General features: G+C 44.9%; 16 protein-coding genes. All 16 read left to right on the top strand.

Annotated features, from left to right (window positions below):
* Positions 1–171: 171 nt before the first annotated feature.
* The 16 genes from AC58QO_RS26705 to AC58QO_RS26630 all read left to right on the top strand — a co-directional run bounded on the left by AC58QO_RS26705 (position 172) and on the right by AC58QO_RS26630 (position 15,898).
* Positions 172–2,775, top strand: coding sequence for a stalk domain-containing protein (locus AC58QO_RS26705; protein WP_497270914.1), 2,604 nt, complete (start codon positions 172–174; stop codon positions 2,773–2,775).
* Between the two features lie 99 nt (positions 2,776–2,874).
* The gene (locus AC58QO_RS26700; RefSeq protein ID WP_497270912.1) at positions 2,875–4,038 is read left to right on the top strand and encodes a sensor histidine kinase; all 1,164 of its coding nucleotides are present in this window, start codon (positions 2,875–2,877) and stop codon (positions 4,036–4,038) included.
* A 1-nt stretch (position 4,039) separates the two neighbouring features.
* Positions 4,040–4,765, top strand: coding sequence for a response regulator (locus tag AC58QO_RS26695; RefSeq protein WP_497270910.1), 726 nt, complete (start codon positions 4,040–4,042; stop codon positions 4,763–4,765).
* An 82-nt stretch (positions 4,766–4,847) separates the two neighbouring features.
* Positions 4,848–5,243, top strand: coding sequence for a hypothetical protein (locus tag AC58QO_RS26690; RefSeq protein ID WP_497270908.1), 396 nt, complete (start codon positions 4,848–4,850; stop codon positions 5,241–5,243).
* Positions 5,244–5,291: 48 nt separating this feature from the next.
* Positions 5,292–7,139, top strand: coding sequence for an ATP-dependent helicase ComFA (locus tag AC58QO_RS26685; RefSeq protein WP_497270906.1), 1,848 nt, complete (start codon positions 5,292–5,294; stop codon positions 7,137–7,139).
* Complete coding sequence (locus AC58QO_RS26680) at positions 7,139–7,906, top strand: ComF family protein (protein WP_497270904.1); 768 nt, start codon at positions 7,139–7,141, stop codon at positions 7,904–7,906. The genes AC58QO_RS26685 and AC58QO_RS26680 overlap by 1 nt, the downstream gene beginning before the upstream one ends.
* 109 nt (positions 7,907–8,015) lie before the next feature.
* Complete coding sequence (locus AC58QO_RS26675) at positions 8,016–8,438, top strand: flagellar protein (protein WP_497270902.1); 423 nt, start codon at positions 8,016–8,018, stop codon at positions 8,436–8,438.
* Between the two features lie 112 nt (positions 8,439–8,550).
* Positions 8,551–8,823 (top strand): flagellar biosynthesis anti-sigma factor FlgM, encoded by a 273-nt coding sequence (gene flgM, locus AC58QO_RS26670; RefSeq protein ID WP_497270900.1) that lies wholly within the window; start codon positions 8,551–8,553, stop codon positions 8,821–8,823.
* 34 nt (positions 8,824–8,857) lie between these two features.
* On the top strand, positions 8,858–9,355 hold the full coding sequence (locus AC58QO_RS26665; protein ID WP_497270898.1) for a flagellar protein FlgN: 498 nt from the start codon (positions 8,858–8,860) through the stop codon (positions 9,353–9,355).
* A 42-nt stretch (positions 9,356–9,397) separates the two neighbouring features.
* Positions 9,398–10,963 carry a flagellar hook-associated protein FlgK gene (gene flgK / locus AC58QO_RS26660; protein ID WP_497270896.1) on the top strand — a complete coding sequence of 522 codons (1,566 nt, stop codon included), beginning with the start codon at positions 9,398–9,400 and terminating at the stop codon, positions 10,961–10,963.
* Between the two features lie 28 nt (positions 10,964–10,991).
* Entirely contained in the window at positions 10,992–11,888 is an 897-nt protein-coding gene (flgL, locus tag AC58QO_RS26655) for a flagellar hook-associated protein FlgL (protein WP_497270894.1), read from the top strand.
* A 13-nt stretch (positions 11,889–11,901) separates the two neighbouring features.
* Entirely contained in the window at positions 11,902–12,471 is a 570-nt protein-coding gene (locus AC58QO_RS26650; RefSeq protein ID WP_497270892.1) for a DUF6470 family protein, read from the top strand.
* Positions 12,472–12,569: 98 nt separating this feature from the next.
* Positions 12,570–13,013, top strand: coding sequence for a flagellar assembly protein FliW (gene fliW / locus AC58QO_RS26645; protein ID WP_497270890.1), 444 nt, complete (start codon positions 12,570–12,572; stop codon positions 13,011–13,013).
* A gap of 12 nt (positions 13,014–13,025) precedes the next feature.
* Positions 13,026–13,265, top strand: a complete 240-nt coding sequence (gene csrA / locus AC58QO_RS26640; protein ID WP_497270888.1) for a carbon storage regulator CsrA — start codon at positions 13,026–13,028, stop codon at positions 13,263–13,265.
* Positions 13,266–13,462: 197 nt separating this feature from the next.
* On the top strand, positions 13,463–15,622 hold the full coding sequence (locus AC58QO_RS26635) for a flagellin N-terminal helical domain-containing protein (RefSeq protein ID WP_497270886.1): 2,160 nt from the start codon (positions 13,463–13,465) through the stop codon (positions 15,620–15,622).
* A gap of 81 nt (positions 15,623–15,703) precedes the next feature.
* Positions 15,704–15,898, top strand: a complete 195-nt coding sequence (locus AC58QO_RS26630) for a YjfB family protein (RefSeq protein ID WP_497270884.1) — start codon at positions 15,704–15,706, stop codon at positions 15,896–15,898.
* Position 15,899 lies beyond the last annotated feature (1 nt).

Genomic DNA, 15,899 nt, shown 5'->3' with positions numbered 1-15,899 from the left:
AGAGCAGACCCGGGGAGGGTTATGCTCTTTTTAGTTTTTGACGCTTATTTGGTGACATATGAATACAACATGGGGAATATCGTAACTTTTTCCATAGTTTAAGAGTCTATATAGTTATCGCATAAATGATAGACACTAGACTTAGATGACAAAGAGGAGTGGAACAGCAACGTGAAGGTACAGAAGCAAGTAGGAATAGCTGCGGTGGCTTGCGCTATGGTGTGGCAGTTAGTAGCGGGGATAACGGTGAACGCGGCGGGCACGAAGTTGACGTTGAGCTCACAAGAGACGATTACATCAGGCGCAATCATGAAAAATTACGTATGGACAACAACACGAAGCAATAAGGAAGTATCGGTGAACGCCAATGTGATCGAGGTTGATCTGACTAACCCGAACGTGAAGATAGACGCAATGGCAGGAACGAATAATCAGTTCACAAAGAATCAGAGCGTGCTTGGCATGGTAAAGGATACAGGTGCTGTAGCTGGCGTGAACGGTGACTTTTACAATACGCAGGCAGAAGGTGTACCAGAAGGCGCACAAATTACGAATGGTCAGGTGATGTCAACGCCGGCGAAGATCTCAGGTATGTACTCATTTGCCATTACCAAGACCAATCAGCCTATCATTGATATTTTTGATTTTCAGGGTAAAGTTACGGCTAAGGATGGCACACAGTTCGAGCTTGGCGGCGTGAACAAAACGTTCTACTGGGATGATAATGACGTTCCAATGATTGCGGATGGCTTATTCCTCTATACAAGTGCTTGGGCGATGACACAGCGCGCTGTGGATGGCACACACGTACCAACTGAGGCGCTCATCCAAAATGATATCGTCAAGGAAATCCAGATCGATACGAATGTGAAAATGATTGCTCCTGCAGATGGATATATCCTAAGAGGCTCAGGTTTAGCAAGGGAATTTATCGTCAATCACCTCAAGGTTGGGGATAAAATTACGACGAAATATGACATGGTACCACACGATGCGTCTAAGACGTATGATTGGAAGAACTTTAAAATGCTCATCGGCGGCAGTACTTTGCTAGTGGATGAGGCGAAGCCGAGCTATTTTACGCGGAATATTAATGATTTTAACGGATATAGTCCACTTTCACGGACAGCTGTTGGTTACTCGAAAGACTTAAAGAAAGCTTATATTATTACTTCTGACCGCAACGGTGCTAGTGCCGGTATGACGCTCCCAGAGCTGCAGCAATTCATGATTGATGCGGGTGTCTGGAGGGGAATGGTACTTGACGGCGGCGGTTCGACACAGATGGTTTCTAGGCCGCTAGGTGACGTGGATCCGAAGCTTTGGAACAAAACACAGAACGGCAATCAACGCGCCGTCGTAAATGGATTGGGTGTGTATTCTACAGCGCCGAAGGGTGAGTTGAAAGGTCTTATTTTAAAAGGACAATCCTTATTATTCATGAATGAATCCAGCACTTATCAATTTAAAGCTTATGATGATTTTTATAACCCTATAGCAACAACAGGCATTATTCCTCAGTGGAGCAGCACGATGGCCAATGGCTCGTTCAAAGATAACGTTTATACACCGACTATGCCTGGGAAAACGCAAATTGTCGCTAGATCAGGCAATGGATCCGCAACGATGGATGTCGAGATTGTCGGGCGTGATCAGATTACGTCGATGGCTTTTAGCTCCGGGACATTTTCGCTGACAGAAGGCGGCGATTTCAAGCTTCCAATTACCGTTACAACACGTAGTGGAGCAACGCGAGAACTACCCGCGGCATCTGCCACATGGGAGCTTAGCGGAGTGAAAGGGACGATTACTAACGGCGTTCTGCACGTAGATAGTACTGCAGGGGCGCAAACGGCTCAGGTCATTGCACGATACGATGGGTATAGTACAATGGTTACTCTTCCGGTAGGGCAGGAGAAGGTATGGTACGATTTAGATAAGTTCGCTGTGATGACAACAGGGGATAAATATCCGGCAGAAGTCGTTTCAACTGTAAATATTGCACAAAACAACGGAAATAAGAACTTGGAGATCTCTTATGATTTCTCGAAGGGACTAGGTACGAAAGCGGCCTATGCGAAGTTTAATAATGGGAACGGTGCGCCAATTGAGGGTGAACCTGAATTTATTACTGCTAAAGTCCTAGGCGATGGCAGCTTCAATTGGGTTCGTGCAGAGGTCATTGATGCTGATGGCAAGCTGAACTATGTGAGTTTTACAGAAAACATGAACTGGACAGGCTGGCGCAAGGTGACGGCCGATGTTTCAGATCTGAAGGCCCCTCTTCTAGTCAAAAGCATTTATGTCGCAAATCCCGCTAACGGACAGGATGAAAGAGCCGCTAAAGGGAAAATTAATATTGACGATATTTCATTTATTTATAAGGGGCAGCTACCTGCATTGCCGAAAAATGCAATTAAACTTACTGTAAATAAAAAGCAGGCAACCTTGAATAGTAAAGCGATGACTTTAGAGCAAGCACCGACAATCGTGAAGGACAATACGTTGGTTCCAATTCGTTTCGTCACAGAAGCTTTAGGTGGAGCGGTGAAGTGGGACGATAAAGAACGTAAGGTAACCGTTATTCGTGGTGATAAACTAATTGACCTGTGGATTGATCAACCGGATCTGCTTGTAAACGGCTTGCGAGTCACTGCAGAGGTGTCGCCAGCGATCATGAATAATGTGACCATGGTCCCATTACGACTGATTTCGGAGAGATTAGGCTTCAAAGTAGGCTGGGATCCCCAGAATTACGGAATTTCTATTGAATAAATAGTACTAGAAGTACACGGCAAACGGGAAGAACTATGCTACAATATGGGGTAGACAACTTACTACTATATGGTTTTATCAAAAAGGAGCTCGTTTCATGTGCAACCAGACGCTATAGACCAGGTCATTACCAATGCCATTAACGTCATGGAGAGCAGCAAGTATCAATTGTTTGAAATTGCTGAGTCATCACGCTTAGAGAAGGAGTCACTTGCTCGAGAGCTGAATGACATTAAGCATGAGACGGGTGTCACGATTGATCTCGTGGATATGTTAGAGAAAGAATACAAGAGGTCGCGGATCCGGCTGACGGAAGTTAGTCGTGATTTCAACAAGTATCGTGAAGAAGATATCAAGATTGCTTATGAAGCCGCTATCGCTTTTCAATTACAGCTAACCGTTGCGCGGGAAAAAGAGAATAATCTCAAGATCCGCCGCAATGACTTGCAGGTTCGCATGAAAAATGTGGACAAGCAGGTGGAACGCGCCGAAACGATCGTCTCTCAGATGAATGTGGCATTAGAATACTTATCAGGGGATCTCAATCAGTTAACACGTATAATTGAGTCTGCTAAGAATCGACAACTGCTGGGGCTGAAGATTATTTTGGCTCAAGAAGAAGAACGCAAACGAATCGCTCGAGAAATTCATGACGGCATGGCTCAAACCTTGGCGAACGTCGTGCTTCGGACTGAAATTGCCCATCGCATGCTCATGAAGGAAGATATTTCGGCGGTGAAGGATGAGTTAATCGATTTAAAGGGACAAGTCAGAAATGGCCTTGAGGAGGTTCGGAAGATTATCTTCAACCTCCGGCCAATGGCGCTCGATGATTTAGGGATTGTACCTACATTACGGAAATATGTGCAGGATTTCGAAGATAAATATCGAATCCACACACAATTCAACTTGGTTGGAAAAGAGACACGCATACCGTCCGGGTTAGAAATCGCGATTTTCCGATTGGTGCAGGAAGCTTTATCGAATGTAAACAAGCATGCCAAAGCAACCTTCTTGTCTGTTGAACTCACGTTAGAACCAGATCAAGTACAAATCTATGTTGTAGATAACGGAATTGGCTTTAATGTGCCGTTAACAGAACAAAGAATAGCCAAGGGAAATAACTTTGGTTTACTGGGAATGCGAGAGCGTGTAGAGCTGCTAGAAGGTACGATGGTTCTGGAGTCCGAGAAAGATTCAGGAACAAAAATTACGATGCTCATCCCTATCGGCGGCGTTGGAGAGAACAAGGAGGATAACTAGAATGGACAACACGGCGAGTCATAAACGCAATGTACATATTGTCATTGCAGACGATCATCAGCTATTTCGTGAAGGTGTAAAACGAATCATTAATATGGAAGATGATATGGAAGTTATCGGTGAGTGTGGCGATGGCATCCAAGTCATTGAATTGTGTAATCAAATCACACCAGATATTGTGCTCATGGACATTAATATGCCCCTTGAGAACGGTGTAATCGCAACAGAACGTTTGAAGCTAATCTTTCCTGATATCAAAGTCATCATTCTCTCTATTCATGATGATGAAAGCTATGTGTTTGAAACATTGCGTAAAGGGGCTTCAGGCTACTTGTTGAAGGATATGGAAGCGGAGTCGCTTATTAATGCGATTCGTTCTGTTGTTGCAGGACATGCCTACATTCATCCTAAAGTAACGGGCAAGCTTATTAATCAACTAAGACGTATGACGTATCTGGATGACGCTGGTGTAGTTGGAACAGGCACAGGCGTAAAGGATTCCGCGCTGAAATACATACATAATGCGAACAGCCCACTGACCAAGAGGGAAGCAGAAGTGCTTCGTCTTATGGCAGAAGGCAAAAGCAATAAGCTGATCGGTGAATTCCTGTATATCAGTGAGAAAACAGTGAAAAACCACGTAAGTAGTATTCTTCAAAAAATGGAAGTCGATGACCGTACACAAGCGGTAATTATTGCAATCAAAAATGGTTGGGTAACGCTGTAATTTCCACACTGTTCCCATTCCGCACTAAGAGGAACCCCCCTTTGCTCTGCCGCATACACTGCAGGTAAGGGAGGGACCCGCTATGTGGATTGGATTGCTTTGTATCTTCGGTTGCTATGGCGTGAGCATTGTCATGCTGCATCTCTTATTGGGTGCCCGTAAGGGGACCAAAAAGAAACCGGCTACTATTTTACTTGTTACCAAAAATAATCAAAATCAGATTGAGTGGGTTATTCGCTCGTTGTTTTTCTTTTCGCGTGTAAAAGGCAACCAAGTCAGAGCAACCATCATAGATGAGGGTTCGTCCGACGATACACGGGAGATTATTGAGCGATTATCTCAGACGTATGCGTTGGAGTTACGTTTACAGTCCGATTATGATGCGGTTGATCACTTTCTGAGTCAGCATGACGAAGATCCTGTTGTGCTTGTTCATCTCAGTAACAGGGAGGATCTAGTGAAGATCCCTGTTATTTGATGGTAAACGCTTTCAATAACGTATGATAAGAAGAGAGTACGGTGAGGAATGAAGGTTCAGATCTATGCGGTTCGCAAGGCAAATGTGTGGGAATGGCGATTTACAGTACACGCCCAGACAGATATTCAATATTGGTTCGAGCAACACGCAGCCGACGCCGGCCTCGTATTGTTCGAACCTTTTATTTCTTTAGGGCAGGGAGTACGACTGGTTGAGAGGTTAAGTAAGGAGCCAGGTGTAGCGGATAGTAAGGAAAGTGAGAGTAATTTACTAGAGAAGGTTAAGCGCGAGGCAATGGCGATAGGAATGACGAATGTGGCTGAGCTACGTTCGGATAGGGTGGGCTTAGGAAGTTGCCGTAGCGGGAATGTTCACAGCGTTAAGCTGTTGGCTAGCATATATATTAACCTTGTTGAAGCTTGCAGAGGGCGTTCCTTGCTGGTAGATGAGCTTCAGCAGCTAATTGAAGCATCTGGTGTAGCGTTAGCTGGGTTGGAGGCGTTGTGGCCGGCATACCTGCAGCTTGCCTACCTCAACGGCGATGTGGTGCTCACGAACGGCTTGAACATTCGAGAAAAGCGTGACTGGCGACGGTTGCTCAGGAAGGTTTCGGATTACGCGTGTAAACGCTGCGGAAGCGGGGCGGAGCGAATGTTCTGGTCGCCATGCTTGCATTGCGGACAAGCGTGTCCTTACTGTGAGGAGTGTCTCACAATGGGGCGGGTTCGCTCCTGTTCCTTGCTTGTTCTAGGAGGCTCAGCTGAAATGATCTCTGAGGGGGACGGCGTTGAAGAGTTACAAACATACATAGCACCCTGGGGGCTAAGTGATGCGCAAACCAAAGCTTCCCTTGAAGGGCTGAGCTATATTCAAGGAAAGCAAACCAGTGACCCAGGGAAGTTCCTCATCTGGGCCGTCACAGGTGCCGGGAAGACGGAGATGATCTTCCCGTTCATTCACTACACCGCCGCCCGTGGCGGGCGTGTCCTGATTGCAACACCACGCAAGGACGTGGTATTAGAGCTAGAACCGCGCATCCAGCGGGCGTTCGCTAACTACAGCGTGGTCACGCTGTATGGAGGCAGCGAGCAGCGCTGGGAGCAAGGGCAGATCACCATCGCAACCACGCATCAGCTGTTGCGCTTTCATCAAGCCTTTGACCTCGTCATCATCGATGAAATCGATGCCTTCCCGTATCACAACAACCCGATGCTCAGCCACGCTGCTGAGAACGTATGCAAGCCTAGCGGTACGAATATCTTGCTGTCGGCAACGCCTCCTGTGCTCATTAGGCGAGCTGCTGAGCGAGGGCGCTTACCGCATGTACGCGTACCCGTACGTTTTCATAAACATCCCCTGCCTGTCCCTCTGTTAATTTCTACTCCAACAGTAAGAAAATTCATCGCTGCACAAACCATTCCGTTGTCGATTCAATCCCGCTTGGAAGTTTCCATTGAACGTGGTGCGCAAGTTTTTATCTTTGTCCCCAATATCCAGCTCGTGGAGCCGATGGTCGAGCTATTGAGAAATAAGTTAAAACGTGATGAAACCATTGTTCGTGTGGAGGGAACCTCCTCCAAGGACCTGTCGCGTACCGAGAAGGTGCAGCTTTTCCGCAATCGGAAAATCCGTGTGCTGGTCACGACGACCATCCTTGAGCGAGGGGTGACCGTGCCCCAATCGGATGTTTTTATTTTGGACGCAGACTCAGGGTTATTCGACGAAGCTGCACTCGTCCAGATGGCGGGGCGTGCCGGGAGGTCGAAGGATGACCCGCATGGGAAGGTGTATTTTGCTGCTGCCGAAATCTCAAAATCCCAGAAAGAAGCCGTTAGGCAGATCCGTACAATGAATCGCATAGCCCGTAAACAGGGTTTTCTGCAAGGAGGCGTGTAATGAGCAAGTGGTGGAGACAAATGGAGAATGCGTTATTTTCGCTGTTAAGTCCCAAGAGAGATGCTTGTTTATTGTGTAAACAAATGTCCAGCTTAGAGAATGGCGAGCTAGGGCTTTGTCACACGTGCTACACACGAATTCCATGGATTCGTAAGGTAGTTTGTACATCCTGCGGAAGAGGTGAGTACTGTCCAGATTGTCGCCGGAAGCCGCATGCCCATTTCTCTAGAAATCGGAGTGCCGTCCGATATGATGAAGTGATGAAAGAGCTATTAGCCAGGTATAAATATCGAGGGGATGAACGCTTGAAGGCAGTTCTCGGCCATATGCTTGTTCACGCTTTTCAGCTGCTGCAGCTAGAGAGGGCGGCAACGCAGCTAATAGGAGCGGGTGAGGTGCGAGAGTACATCACTTACGTACCAGTTAGCGAACGGCGTATGCAAGAGCGTGGATTCAATCAAGCGGAGCAAATGGCTATAGAGCTGGGGAGGCGAGTCGGCTTTCCGGTCGTACGCTTGCTGAATCGTTCTAAGCATACCGATAAGCAAAGCTTTAAGAAACGTAGTGAGAGGCTAGACGATCTTGCACATGTATTTGAAGTCGCTGCCAATTTCGAGCGTGATATGGGTGGTCGAGGTGGAACGATAATCATTTACATCGTGGATGATGTGTACACAACAGGAAGTACAATGAGTCAATGTGCAATGGCTTTAAAAGAGGGTATGTCGATTCCTGTCGAAATTTATGGACTCACATGGGCGAGGTAATAGCAGTTTAGTCTTATTTTCACAAAAATAAGGATAGGCAAAAGCTGTCGAATTGCGGTAAACTGGAATTAAAAAGTGGAAACTGGGAATACTAAAAGGAGGCCATACGATGGGTATGAATGTGGCAAATTGTCCGCGTTGCGGAAAAATATTTGTGAAAGGCTTCGTAGAGCTTTGTCCGAATTGCTTGAAAGAGCAGGAATTACAATATGAGAAGTGTTTGAAATATCTGCGCGAGAACAAGGGTGTCAACATTACGGAATTAAGCGAAGCAACGGGCGTAACAATTAAGCAAATCACCAAGTTTGTTCGGGACGGGCGAATCTCCATTTATAATGCTCCGAATATGTCCTATCCGTGTGAGGTTTGTGGAACTCTCATTCGTGAGAACACGATTTGTGAATTATGTCGCCAGAAACTTGTGAAAGATGTCAGTAATCATGCAGCGGATCAACGGCGGGATGAAGAACGTAGACAGCAAGAGAATAAGGTGACCTTTAACATACATGAACGACTGAAAAATAAGCGTTAATTCGAAATAGGTCTACAGAGATATAAAGTTTCATATAGAAGATGCCGATAATAGTACTAACGATTATCGGTTTTTTATTTTTCCAGGTCAGTGAACATAGGAGTGTATCGGAATGAAAATAAATGAGAATAGCCGCATCGGCGCTGTGAATCCGTATAAGAAATCAGGAGAAGCGACTTCTGCGCAGTCAGTTGGTAAGAAGGGCAAAGTGAAGGATCAGGTTGAGATCTCTGCGGAAGCCAAGGAACTTCTAGGAGCTTCAGGGGCTGCTCGTACGGAAGAGCAAAGCCTCAGAATCGAATCATTGAAGAATTCAGTTTCATCTGGGACCTATCACGTAGATGCTAAGAAAATTGCAGAGAAGCTTCTTCCCTATTTGAAATAACTGTTTATAGATTTTTAAGGATTAGGAGATCGCCATGTCTATTCAACCGTTGATTACGATATTGGAACAGCTTCTTGAGGCGCATGAATCGCTGTTGGAGCTTTCCAGAGAGAAGACTCAGGAACTAGTCAGCAATAACGTAAATCAGCTTAATGTGATTGTTAATAAAGAGAGCAAGCTTGTAAGGCATATTAGCGAGCTGGATAAGCAGCGGTTACATGAAACCGGCAAGTACTTAATTTCGCGTGGCTATAACCCAAATCCTCAGGTAACGGTGAGTGACTTGATTAGGCTGATTTTCAAAGCGGAAGAGAAGCAAGCCCTTTTACACGCACATAAGCAGCTTATGGTTGTCTTGGTGAAGTTGAAAGAGATCAACACATCCAATCAACAATTGATTCAGCAATCACTTTCGTTTATAGATTATACGATTGATCTTGTGATGGGACCCTCTGAAGATGATGTCGTTTATCGGAATCCTGCCCAGCAGAAAAGTGATAAGCGAGCAGGGCTGTTTGACAGAAGGGCGTAGCTTCAAATTGTATCTGATTATGAACATCTAGGGGGAATAGCTGTGGGATCTACATTCTCTGGCATTGAAATTTCAAAGCGAAGTTTATTTGCACAACAAACGGCCTTACAGACGACTGGACATAACGTAGCGAATGCGAATACGCAAGGATATACGAGACAAAGAGTAAATATGGTTGCATCTCTCCCTTATGAACCTGCGAGCATGACAAGAAGCGCAGTTCCAGGTCAATTGGGACAGGGTGTTGAATTCGACCAAATCAAGCGAGTTCGCGAAAAGTTTCTGGATACGCAATTTTATGACGAGAACAAGACCTTAGGCGAGTGGACCATTCGCAGAGATACGTTAGAGAAGTTGGAAGCTATCGTGAGCGAGCCTTCTGATACAGGGATCAGGCAAGTGGTGGAGGGCTTTTGGAGTGCTTGGCAGGATGTCAGTAAGGAACCTGATAACTTGACAGCTCGTGCCGCGCTTAAGGAAAAAGCGTTAGCCATGACGGATGCTTTCAATCATACAGGGAAGCAATTGGATGATTTATCAGCGAATCTGACAAATAATATATCCGTTAAGGTTTCTGAAGCCAATACGATGTTGAAGCAAGTTGCCAATTTGAATAACGAAATATTTAAAATAGAAGGATTAGGCAATAACGCCAATGATCTAAGAGATCAGAGGGATCTATTAGTAGATAATTTGTCCAAAATAGTTAATATAACCGCAGTTGATACAACAGGCGGATATACGTTGAGAATGGGAAGCGTTGAGCTGGTTAATGGAATCAATGTAACGACCCCGCTTGATGCCAGTTCAGTTGCTGCTAATTTGCAATCCAATGATTTGCAGAGCGGCGAAATCTATGGAATGCTTGCTTCCCGAGATCAATATTTAGATAGTTATAAATTTCAATTCAATTCTATGGTGAAGGCTCTTGTCCAAGGTCCAGTAACGATAACTTTACCTGCAGGTGCAGTGATCCCCGCTGGCGCAACACTTACCGGCGCGACACCAGGAAGCACCTTAGCGGCTGATACGAAAGTAACGGTTAGCGGAATTAACGGTCTACACGCATTGGGATATACCTTGGAAGATCCTCCGAAAAGCGGAATCCCTTTCTTTACTTTAAAAGATGGCGCTACGGAGTTTAATGCAAACAGTCTCACTGTAAATCCAGAAATCGTCAAAAAAGTGGCTAATATTGCTGCTTCTTCTCGTACTTATGTGGATACAGATGGCAGTACCAAAGTAGTAAGAGGGAATAACGATATCGCGTTAGCATTAGCATCGTTCCAGAATCAGAAGTTTGACTTTGATCCAAGCTCTAACGGAACGCCGCTTTTGACTAGCGGTACATTCGACGAGTTTCTCCGTGCCATTGTAGGTCAATTAGGCGTACAGTCTCAAGAAGCAACGAGGCAAACAACGAACCAACAAGCACTAGTGGATCAGGTTGACTCGAGAAGACAGTCTGTTAGCGGTGTGTCTTTGGATGAAGAGATGGCGGACATGATTAAATATCAACACGCCTATAACGCTGCGGCTAGATCATTAACCACATTTGATGAAATGTTAGATAAAGTAATTAACAGTATGGGCACAGTCGGTAGATAATAATTAATTTGTATAAGGTGGGGATTCAATGCCAACTAGAATCACGCAAACGATGATTAATACCCAGATGGTTCGCAATTTGGGGACGAATCTCAATCGTATGGATAACCTGCAGAATCAGCTAGCAACAGGCAGAAGAATAAATAAACCTTCGGATGATCCGGTAGGACTAAGTTTTGCTATGAGGTACCGCAGTGAACTGTCCGCGAATGATCAATACCAAGCGAATGTGGAGTCGGCTACATCTTGGTTGGATTATACAGATTCAACGTTAGGCAAGACTAATGAGGTCCTGCAGCGAGTACGGGAGCTTACTGTATCTGCAGCTAATGGATCGAACCCTCAAACAGCAGAAGACGCTATTAATAGCGAGATCAAGCAGTTATACAGTCAACTCGTCGAGTTGGGCAATAGTGAATTTAATGGTAAGCATGTATTCAATGGTCAGTTGACAGATTTAGCGCCGTATACGGAGGACAATGCTGCAATAACCGATGCGGATAGCTCATCCATTCAATATGAAATTGGTGCAGGTGTACGGATTTCCGTAAATATTACAGGCGATCAAGTGTTTGGCAAATCAACAGATGCGGACAATGCATTTAAAATTATGCAAGATTTAATGACCGCAATGGGGACGAGTGATTTTAAGGGGATCAGTGATGGTCTAGCTCGCCTGGATACCAGAATGGAAAGCTTCTTATCTGTTCGCGCTGATGTAGGCGCCAAGATGAACCGTGTGGATTTATCGAATGAACGCCTGAAGGATATCAACACTAATCTCCAGACACTGCAAACTAGAGTAGAAGATGTAGATGTTGCTGAAGCAATGACGAACCTTAAAACTTCGCAGAATGTTTACGAAGCCTCCTTGTCGATAGGTTCTCAGATTATACGTCCAAGTCTAGTTGATTTTCTCAAATAAGGCGGTGTAGGTCATGTCGTCCGTACCATCGATTAGACTTGATATCCAGTCTGGCCAAATTGGCATAGATGCTCAGCGTGGGCAGTGGGATATTCGTCAGCCTAAAGCGGACATGGAGATGCATACCACTCCGCTAACCATGGAAATACGCTCCCCTCAAGGGGAACTGCACATTGATCAGAGTCGTGCTTGGGACGCGTTAGGGATGGGAAGCCACACGACTTTTATGAATCGGATTTACAGCGAGTCGAAGAATATAGCTCTACAGGGAATCGCAAGCATTGTAGAGAAAGGGAATCGACTGGCGGCTATTGAAAAGGGTGGTAACCCAATTGCCGATATGGCAGCAGAGCGGGCTTTTGAACCAAGCAGCATGAACTATCTAGGTGAGGCTTCTTATGATAATGTCGATCTTGATTATACGGCGAACAAGGTTGAGATCAATGTGAATCCAGGCAGTGTTGACATTCAGATCACGCCGCATCAAGCTGAAATATCTTACACACCTGGCAAGGTCTCGATCTATATGAAGCAATATCCGAAGGTTGAGATGATTCCTCCAGAGATCGACATGAAAGTATGATTGCTCAACAAAGTAGGGTATAGTTTGAACTGTAGATTGCCTAATCTATAGTTTTTTTGTTTATTCCAAACCACTAATCCGTATAGGAGTTGCCACTCATGAATATAACCACGTTGCAGTTCGGTGAAATAACCATCGCCGAGCAGGAGGTTTTCACATTCCCGCAGGGGATTCCAGGGTTTGAGCAGTTTATTAGTTATATCTTCATTCAACCCGATATGGAGTCGCCGTTTATCTTCTTACAGTGTGTGGATGATGGGAATGTAGCACTGTTATTAACGAATCCATTCGAGTTCTTCCCCGATTATGATCTGGAATTATCAGATAGTGTCGTTACTGAGCTGGGGATTGGAGGCAAGGAGGATGTGGCAGTTTGGTCAGTTGTGTCCGTAGGGGAAAAACTTGAAGAAGCGACTTTAAACTTATTAGCACCTATCATTGTGAATGTGAATACGAGGTTAGGGAAGCAGGTCATTCTACATGGCTCTTCCTACAACGCCAAACATAAATTGATGCAATCGGTTCCATCCGATGACAAATAAGGGGTGACAGGCATGCTTGTTCTAACTCGTAAAAAAGGTGAAGCTATTATGATTGGTGATAATATTGAACTTATCGTATTGGGTACGGAAGGGGACACAGTTCGATTAGGTATTTCAGCTCCCAAAAGTGTTGAAGTATTCCGAAAAGAAATCTACCTATCGATCCAGCAAGCTAACAAGGATGCCCTTGGCAGTGCATCAAATTATAACGGTCTCAATGAAATGTTCAAAAAAACGAGAAAAACAGAGTAAATAGGCTAACAATAGGCGAGAAAAAACGATATTAGAGTCATTATGAAACCAAATGTCGGAATTTCGCGAAAATAGGACTTCAGAAATAGTCGCCCCCTGTCGATATTAATAGTATGAGCGATTCCAAGGGCGGCCGACCTGGAAGAAACGCTAATCCACATGGATGTGGAATTCATATATTCAGGGAGGAATTACCAATGAGAATTAATCACAACGTAACAGCACAGAACACACACCGTCAATTATCCACTAACACAGCTAACCAATCTAAATCTATCGAGAAATTGTCTTCCGGTCTTCGTATCAACCGTGCAGGTGACGACGCAGCTGGTCTTGCAATCTCCGAAAAAATGCGCGGTCAAATCCGTGGTCTAGATCAAGCTTCCCGTAACGCGCAAGATGGTATCTCCATGATCCAAACAGCTGAGGGTGCATTGAACGAAACTCACGACATTCTTCAACGTATGCGTGAATTGGCTGTACAATCTTCAAACGGTACGAACACTGATGCTGACCGTAAAAGCATTCAATCAGAAGTAAACCAACTATCGGATGAAATCAACCGTATTGGTAACACAACTGAGTTCAATACACAAAAACTAATCAATGGTGCAAAAGACAAAACAGAAGCAACTGCTGCTGTTAAAGATGGCGCATCCATTGCAAAAATTGGCGCACTTGCCGACAAATTTACTGTTAGAACTACAGCAACTGCAGGTACTGGTGTAGGCGCAGCTGTTAGTGCAGCAGTAACAATTCATGATGGTACTGTTGGTAGCTACACAAGTGGTAAAGTAACAACAGGTGGAGCAGGTACTGAATTATCCGCTGCTGTTACACCTACAACAAATGAACTTACGGTTCAAATTGGTAATACAGTACGTACAGTAACATTTGCTGGTGGTGCAGACAACAATGCATTAGCAGCAAACATGCAAGCTGCACTTCGCACAGCTTTCCAAGCAACAGCAGCTGGTGCAGGTGGCGGAGCTGGGAATACTGGTGGACCAACAACTGATGCAGCTAATATTTCCGTAGCGATGGTAGGGAATAATCTTGTAATTACAGATGGTGCTTTAGACAAAGGTGCTAACAGTAAAATTAGCATCGTAGGTGGTAACGCAGCTACTGCTCTATTTAATGGAACTACTGGAGCAGGTGCAGACGTAGCTGCCAATGGTAATGCTGCTAACAATCAATTGGTTGTTAACTACACGAAAGACGGCGGAGCAACAACTAAATCAGTAACAGTAACATTAGCTAATGGTACTTATAACTCCCCTGATCTACTAGCGACAGAAATCGATTCGAAATTTGATGCAGCAGCAGCAGCAGATGCTGACGCTACAACAGTTGCAGGTGATGTTACATTCTCATCAACTGCAGCACTTGGAAGCTCGATCCAAATTGGCACTGCTGCTACAAGTGCAGGTAAAGGTAATGGAGTAACTTCCATCACTGGTGTAGCTGCTGGACTTTCTGGATTATCAAGCGCTACTCTAACAGCCGGTTTAGCAAAAAATGATACACTATCTGTCAATGTAGATGGTAACACTTACGCTGTGGCTCTGGCTGCTGGCGACTACACTGATAAAGACATTTTAGCAAGTGCCTTGAAAACAGGTATTAACACTCAAATCCAAGCATGGAATACTGCGAATTCCACACTCCCTCAAAGAGAGCTTGTTGATATCAAAGCACTTGCAGTAGCGGATACAGATCGTGTTCGCTTCGAAGTTACAAGTGGTAAACAAGGCGCAGCTAGCCAAATTACATTTGGTGCAGTAGCAGGAAGCTCAGGAGCTTCAGATCTTGGGTTTAATACAACTTCCGCTACAGGTGCTGACGGTAAAGATGCTTCCGTTAGCTTCCAAATCGGTGCTAACAGTGGTCAAGCTATGAATGTAGCTATTGCCGATATGCGTTCCAAAGCACTTGGATTGACTTCTAGTTCAAACGCAGCTGGACAAACAGATACACTATTGGATGGTAGCGTAGCTGATGTTACTTACGGAGCAAGCACAGTTAAAAATGGTTCTTCCACTGAGTATGTTCTTGACGTAAGCACAGCAGCATCTGCATCTAAAGCTATCACAATCATTAACAATGCAATCGAAGTTGTTTCCCAACAACGTAGTAACTTAGGTGCTGTTCAAAACCGTTTGGATCACACAATCAACAACTTGAACACATCTTCCGAAAACTTGACTTCCGCTGAATCCCGTATTCGTGACGTAGATATGGCGAAAGAAATGATGAACCAATCCAAAAACAGTATCCTTGCACAAGCAGCTCAAGCGATGCTTGCACAAGCAAACCAACAACCACAAGGCGTTCTTCAATTGCTTCGTGGCTAATCTTAGCCCTACGGAAGGGGACTCTAGACTCTCTAGAGTCTCCTTTTTTTATTCGTGAAACATTGAAAGGGTGAACAGTAGATGGATATTGCAGGTATATCTATGGTGATGAGCCAATCCAACTTAATGCAAGATGCGAGCCTATCCGTGATGAGAATTGCCATGGATACGGCGCAAATACAGGCAACGAATATGACGGAAATGTTAAGTCAGTCAAGTGCCATTCAGCGGTCCGTGCAGCCTCATCTTGGGGGTAGTGTGGACATTAGAGTGTAGA

Source organism: Paenibacillus sp. J31R30 (assembly GCF_059692115.1).
Note: the sequence above shows the minus strand (reverse complement) of the source record. Positions and strands in the feature narration are given on the sequence as shown.

Bases quoted from the DNA above. Each gene is read 5' to 3' on its own strand.
- AC58QO_RS26695 (WP_497270910.1), top strand. From the start codon at position 4,040: ATGGACAACACGGCGAGTCATAAACGCAATGTACATATTGTCATTGCA.
- AC58QO_RS26690 (WP_497270908.1), top strand. From the start codon at position 4,848: ATGTGGATTGGATTGCTTTGTATCTTCGGTTGCTATGGCGTGAGCATT.
- AC58QO_RS26685 (WP_497270906.1), top strand. From the start codon at position 5,292: ATGAAGGTTCAGATCTATGCGGTTCGCAAGGCAAATGTGTGGGAATGG.
- AC58QO_RS26680 (WP_497270904.1), top strand. From the start codon at position 7,139: ATGAGCAAGTGGTGGAGACAAATGGAGAATGCGTTATTTTCGCTGTTA.
- AC58QO_RS26675 (WP_497270902.1), top strand. From the start codon at position 8,016: ATGGGTATGAATGTGGCAAATTGTCCGCGTTGCGGAAAAATATTTGTG.
- flgM (WP_497270900.1), top strand. From the start codon at position 8,551: ATGAAAATAAATGAGAATAGCCGCATCGGCGCTGTGAATCCGTATAAG.
- AC58QO_RS26665 (WP_497270898.1), top strand. From the start codon at position 8,858: ATGTCTATTCAACCGTTGATTACGATATTGGAACAGCTTCTTGAGGCG.
- flgL (WP_497270894.1), top strand. From the start codon at position 10,992: ATGCCAACTAGAATCACGCAAACGATGATTAATACCCAGATGGTTCGC.
- AC58QO_RS26650 (WP_497270892.1), top strand. From the start codon at position 11,902: ATGTCGTCCGTACCATCGATTAGACTTGATATCCAGTCTGGCCAAATT.
- fliW (WP_497270890.1), top strand. From the start codon at position 12,570: ATGAATATAACCACGTTGCAGTTCGGTGAAATAACCATCGCCGAGCAG.
- csrA (WP_497270888.1), top strand. From the start codon at position 13,026: ATGCTTGTTCTAACTCGTAAAAAAGGTGAAGCTATTATGATTGGTGAT.
- AC58QO_RS26635 (WP_497270886.1), top strand. From the start codon at position 13,463: ATGAGAATTAATCACAACGTAACAGCACAGAACACACACCGTCAATTA.
- AC58QO_RS26630 (WP_497270884.1), top strand. From the start codon at position 15,704: ATGGATATTGCAGGTATATCTATGGTGATGAGCCAATCCAACTTAATG.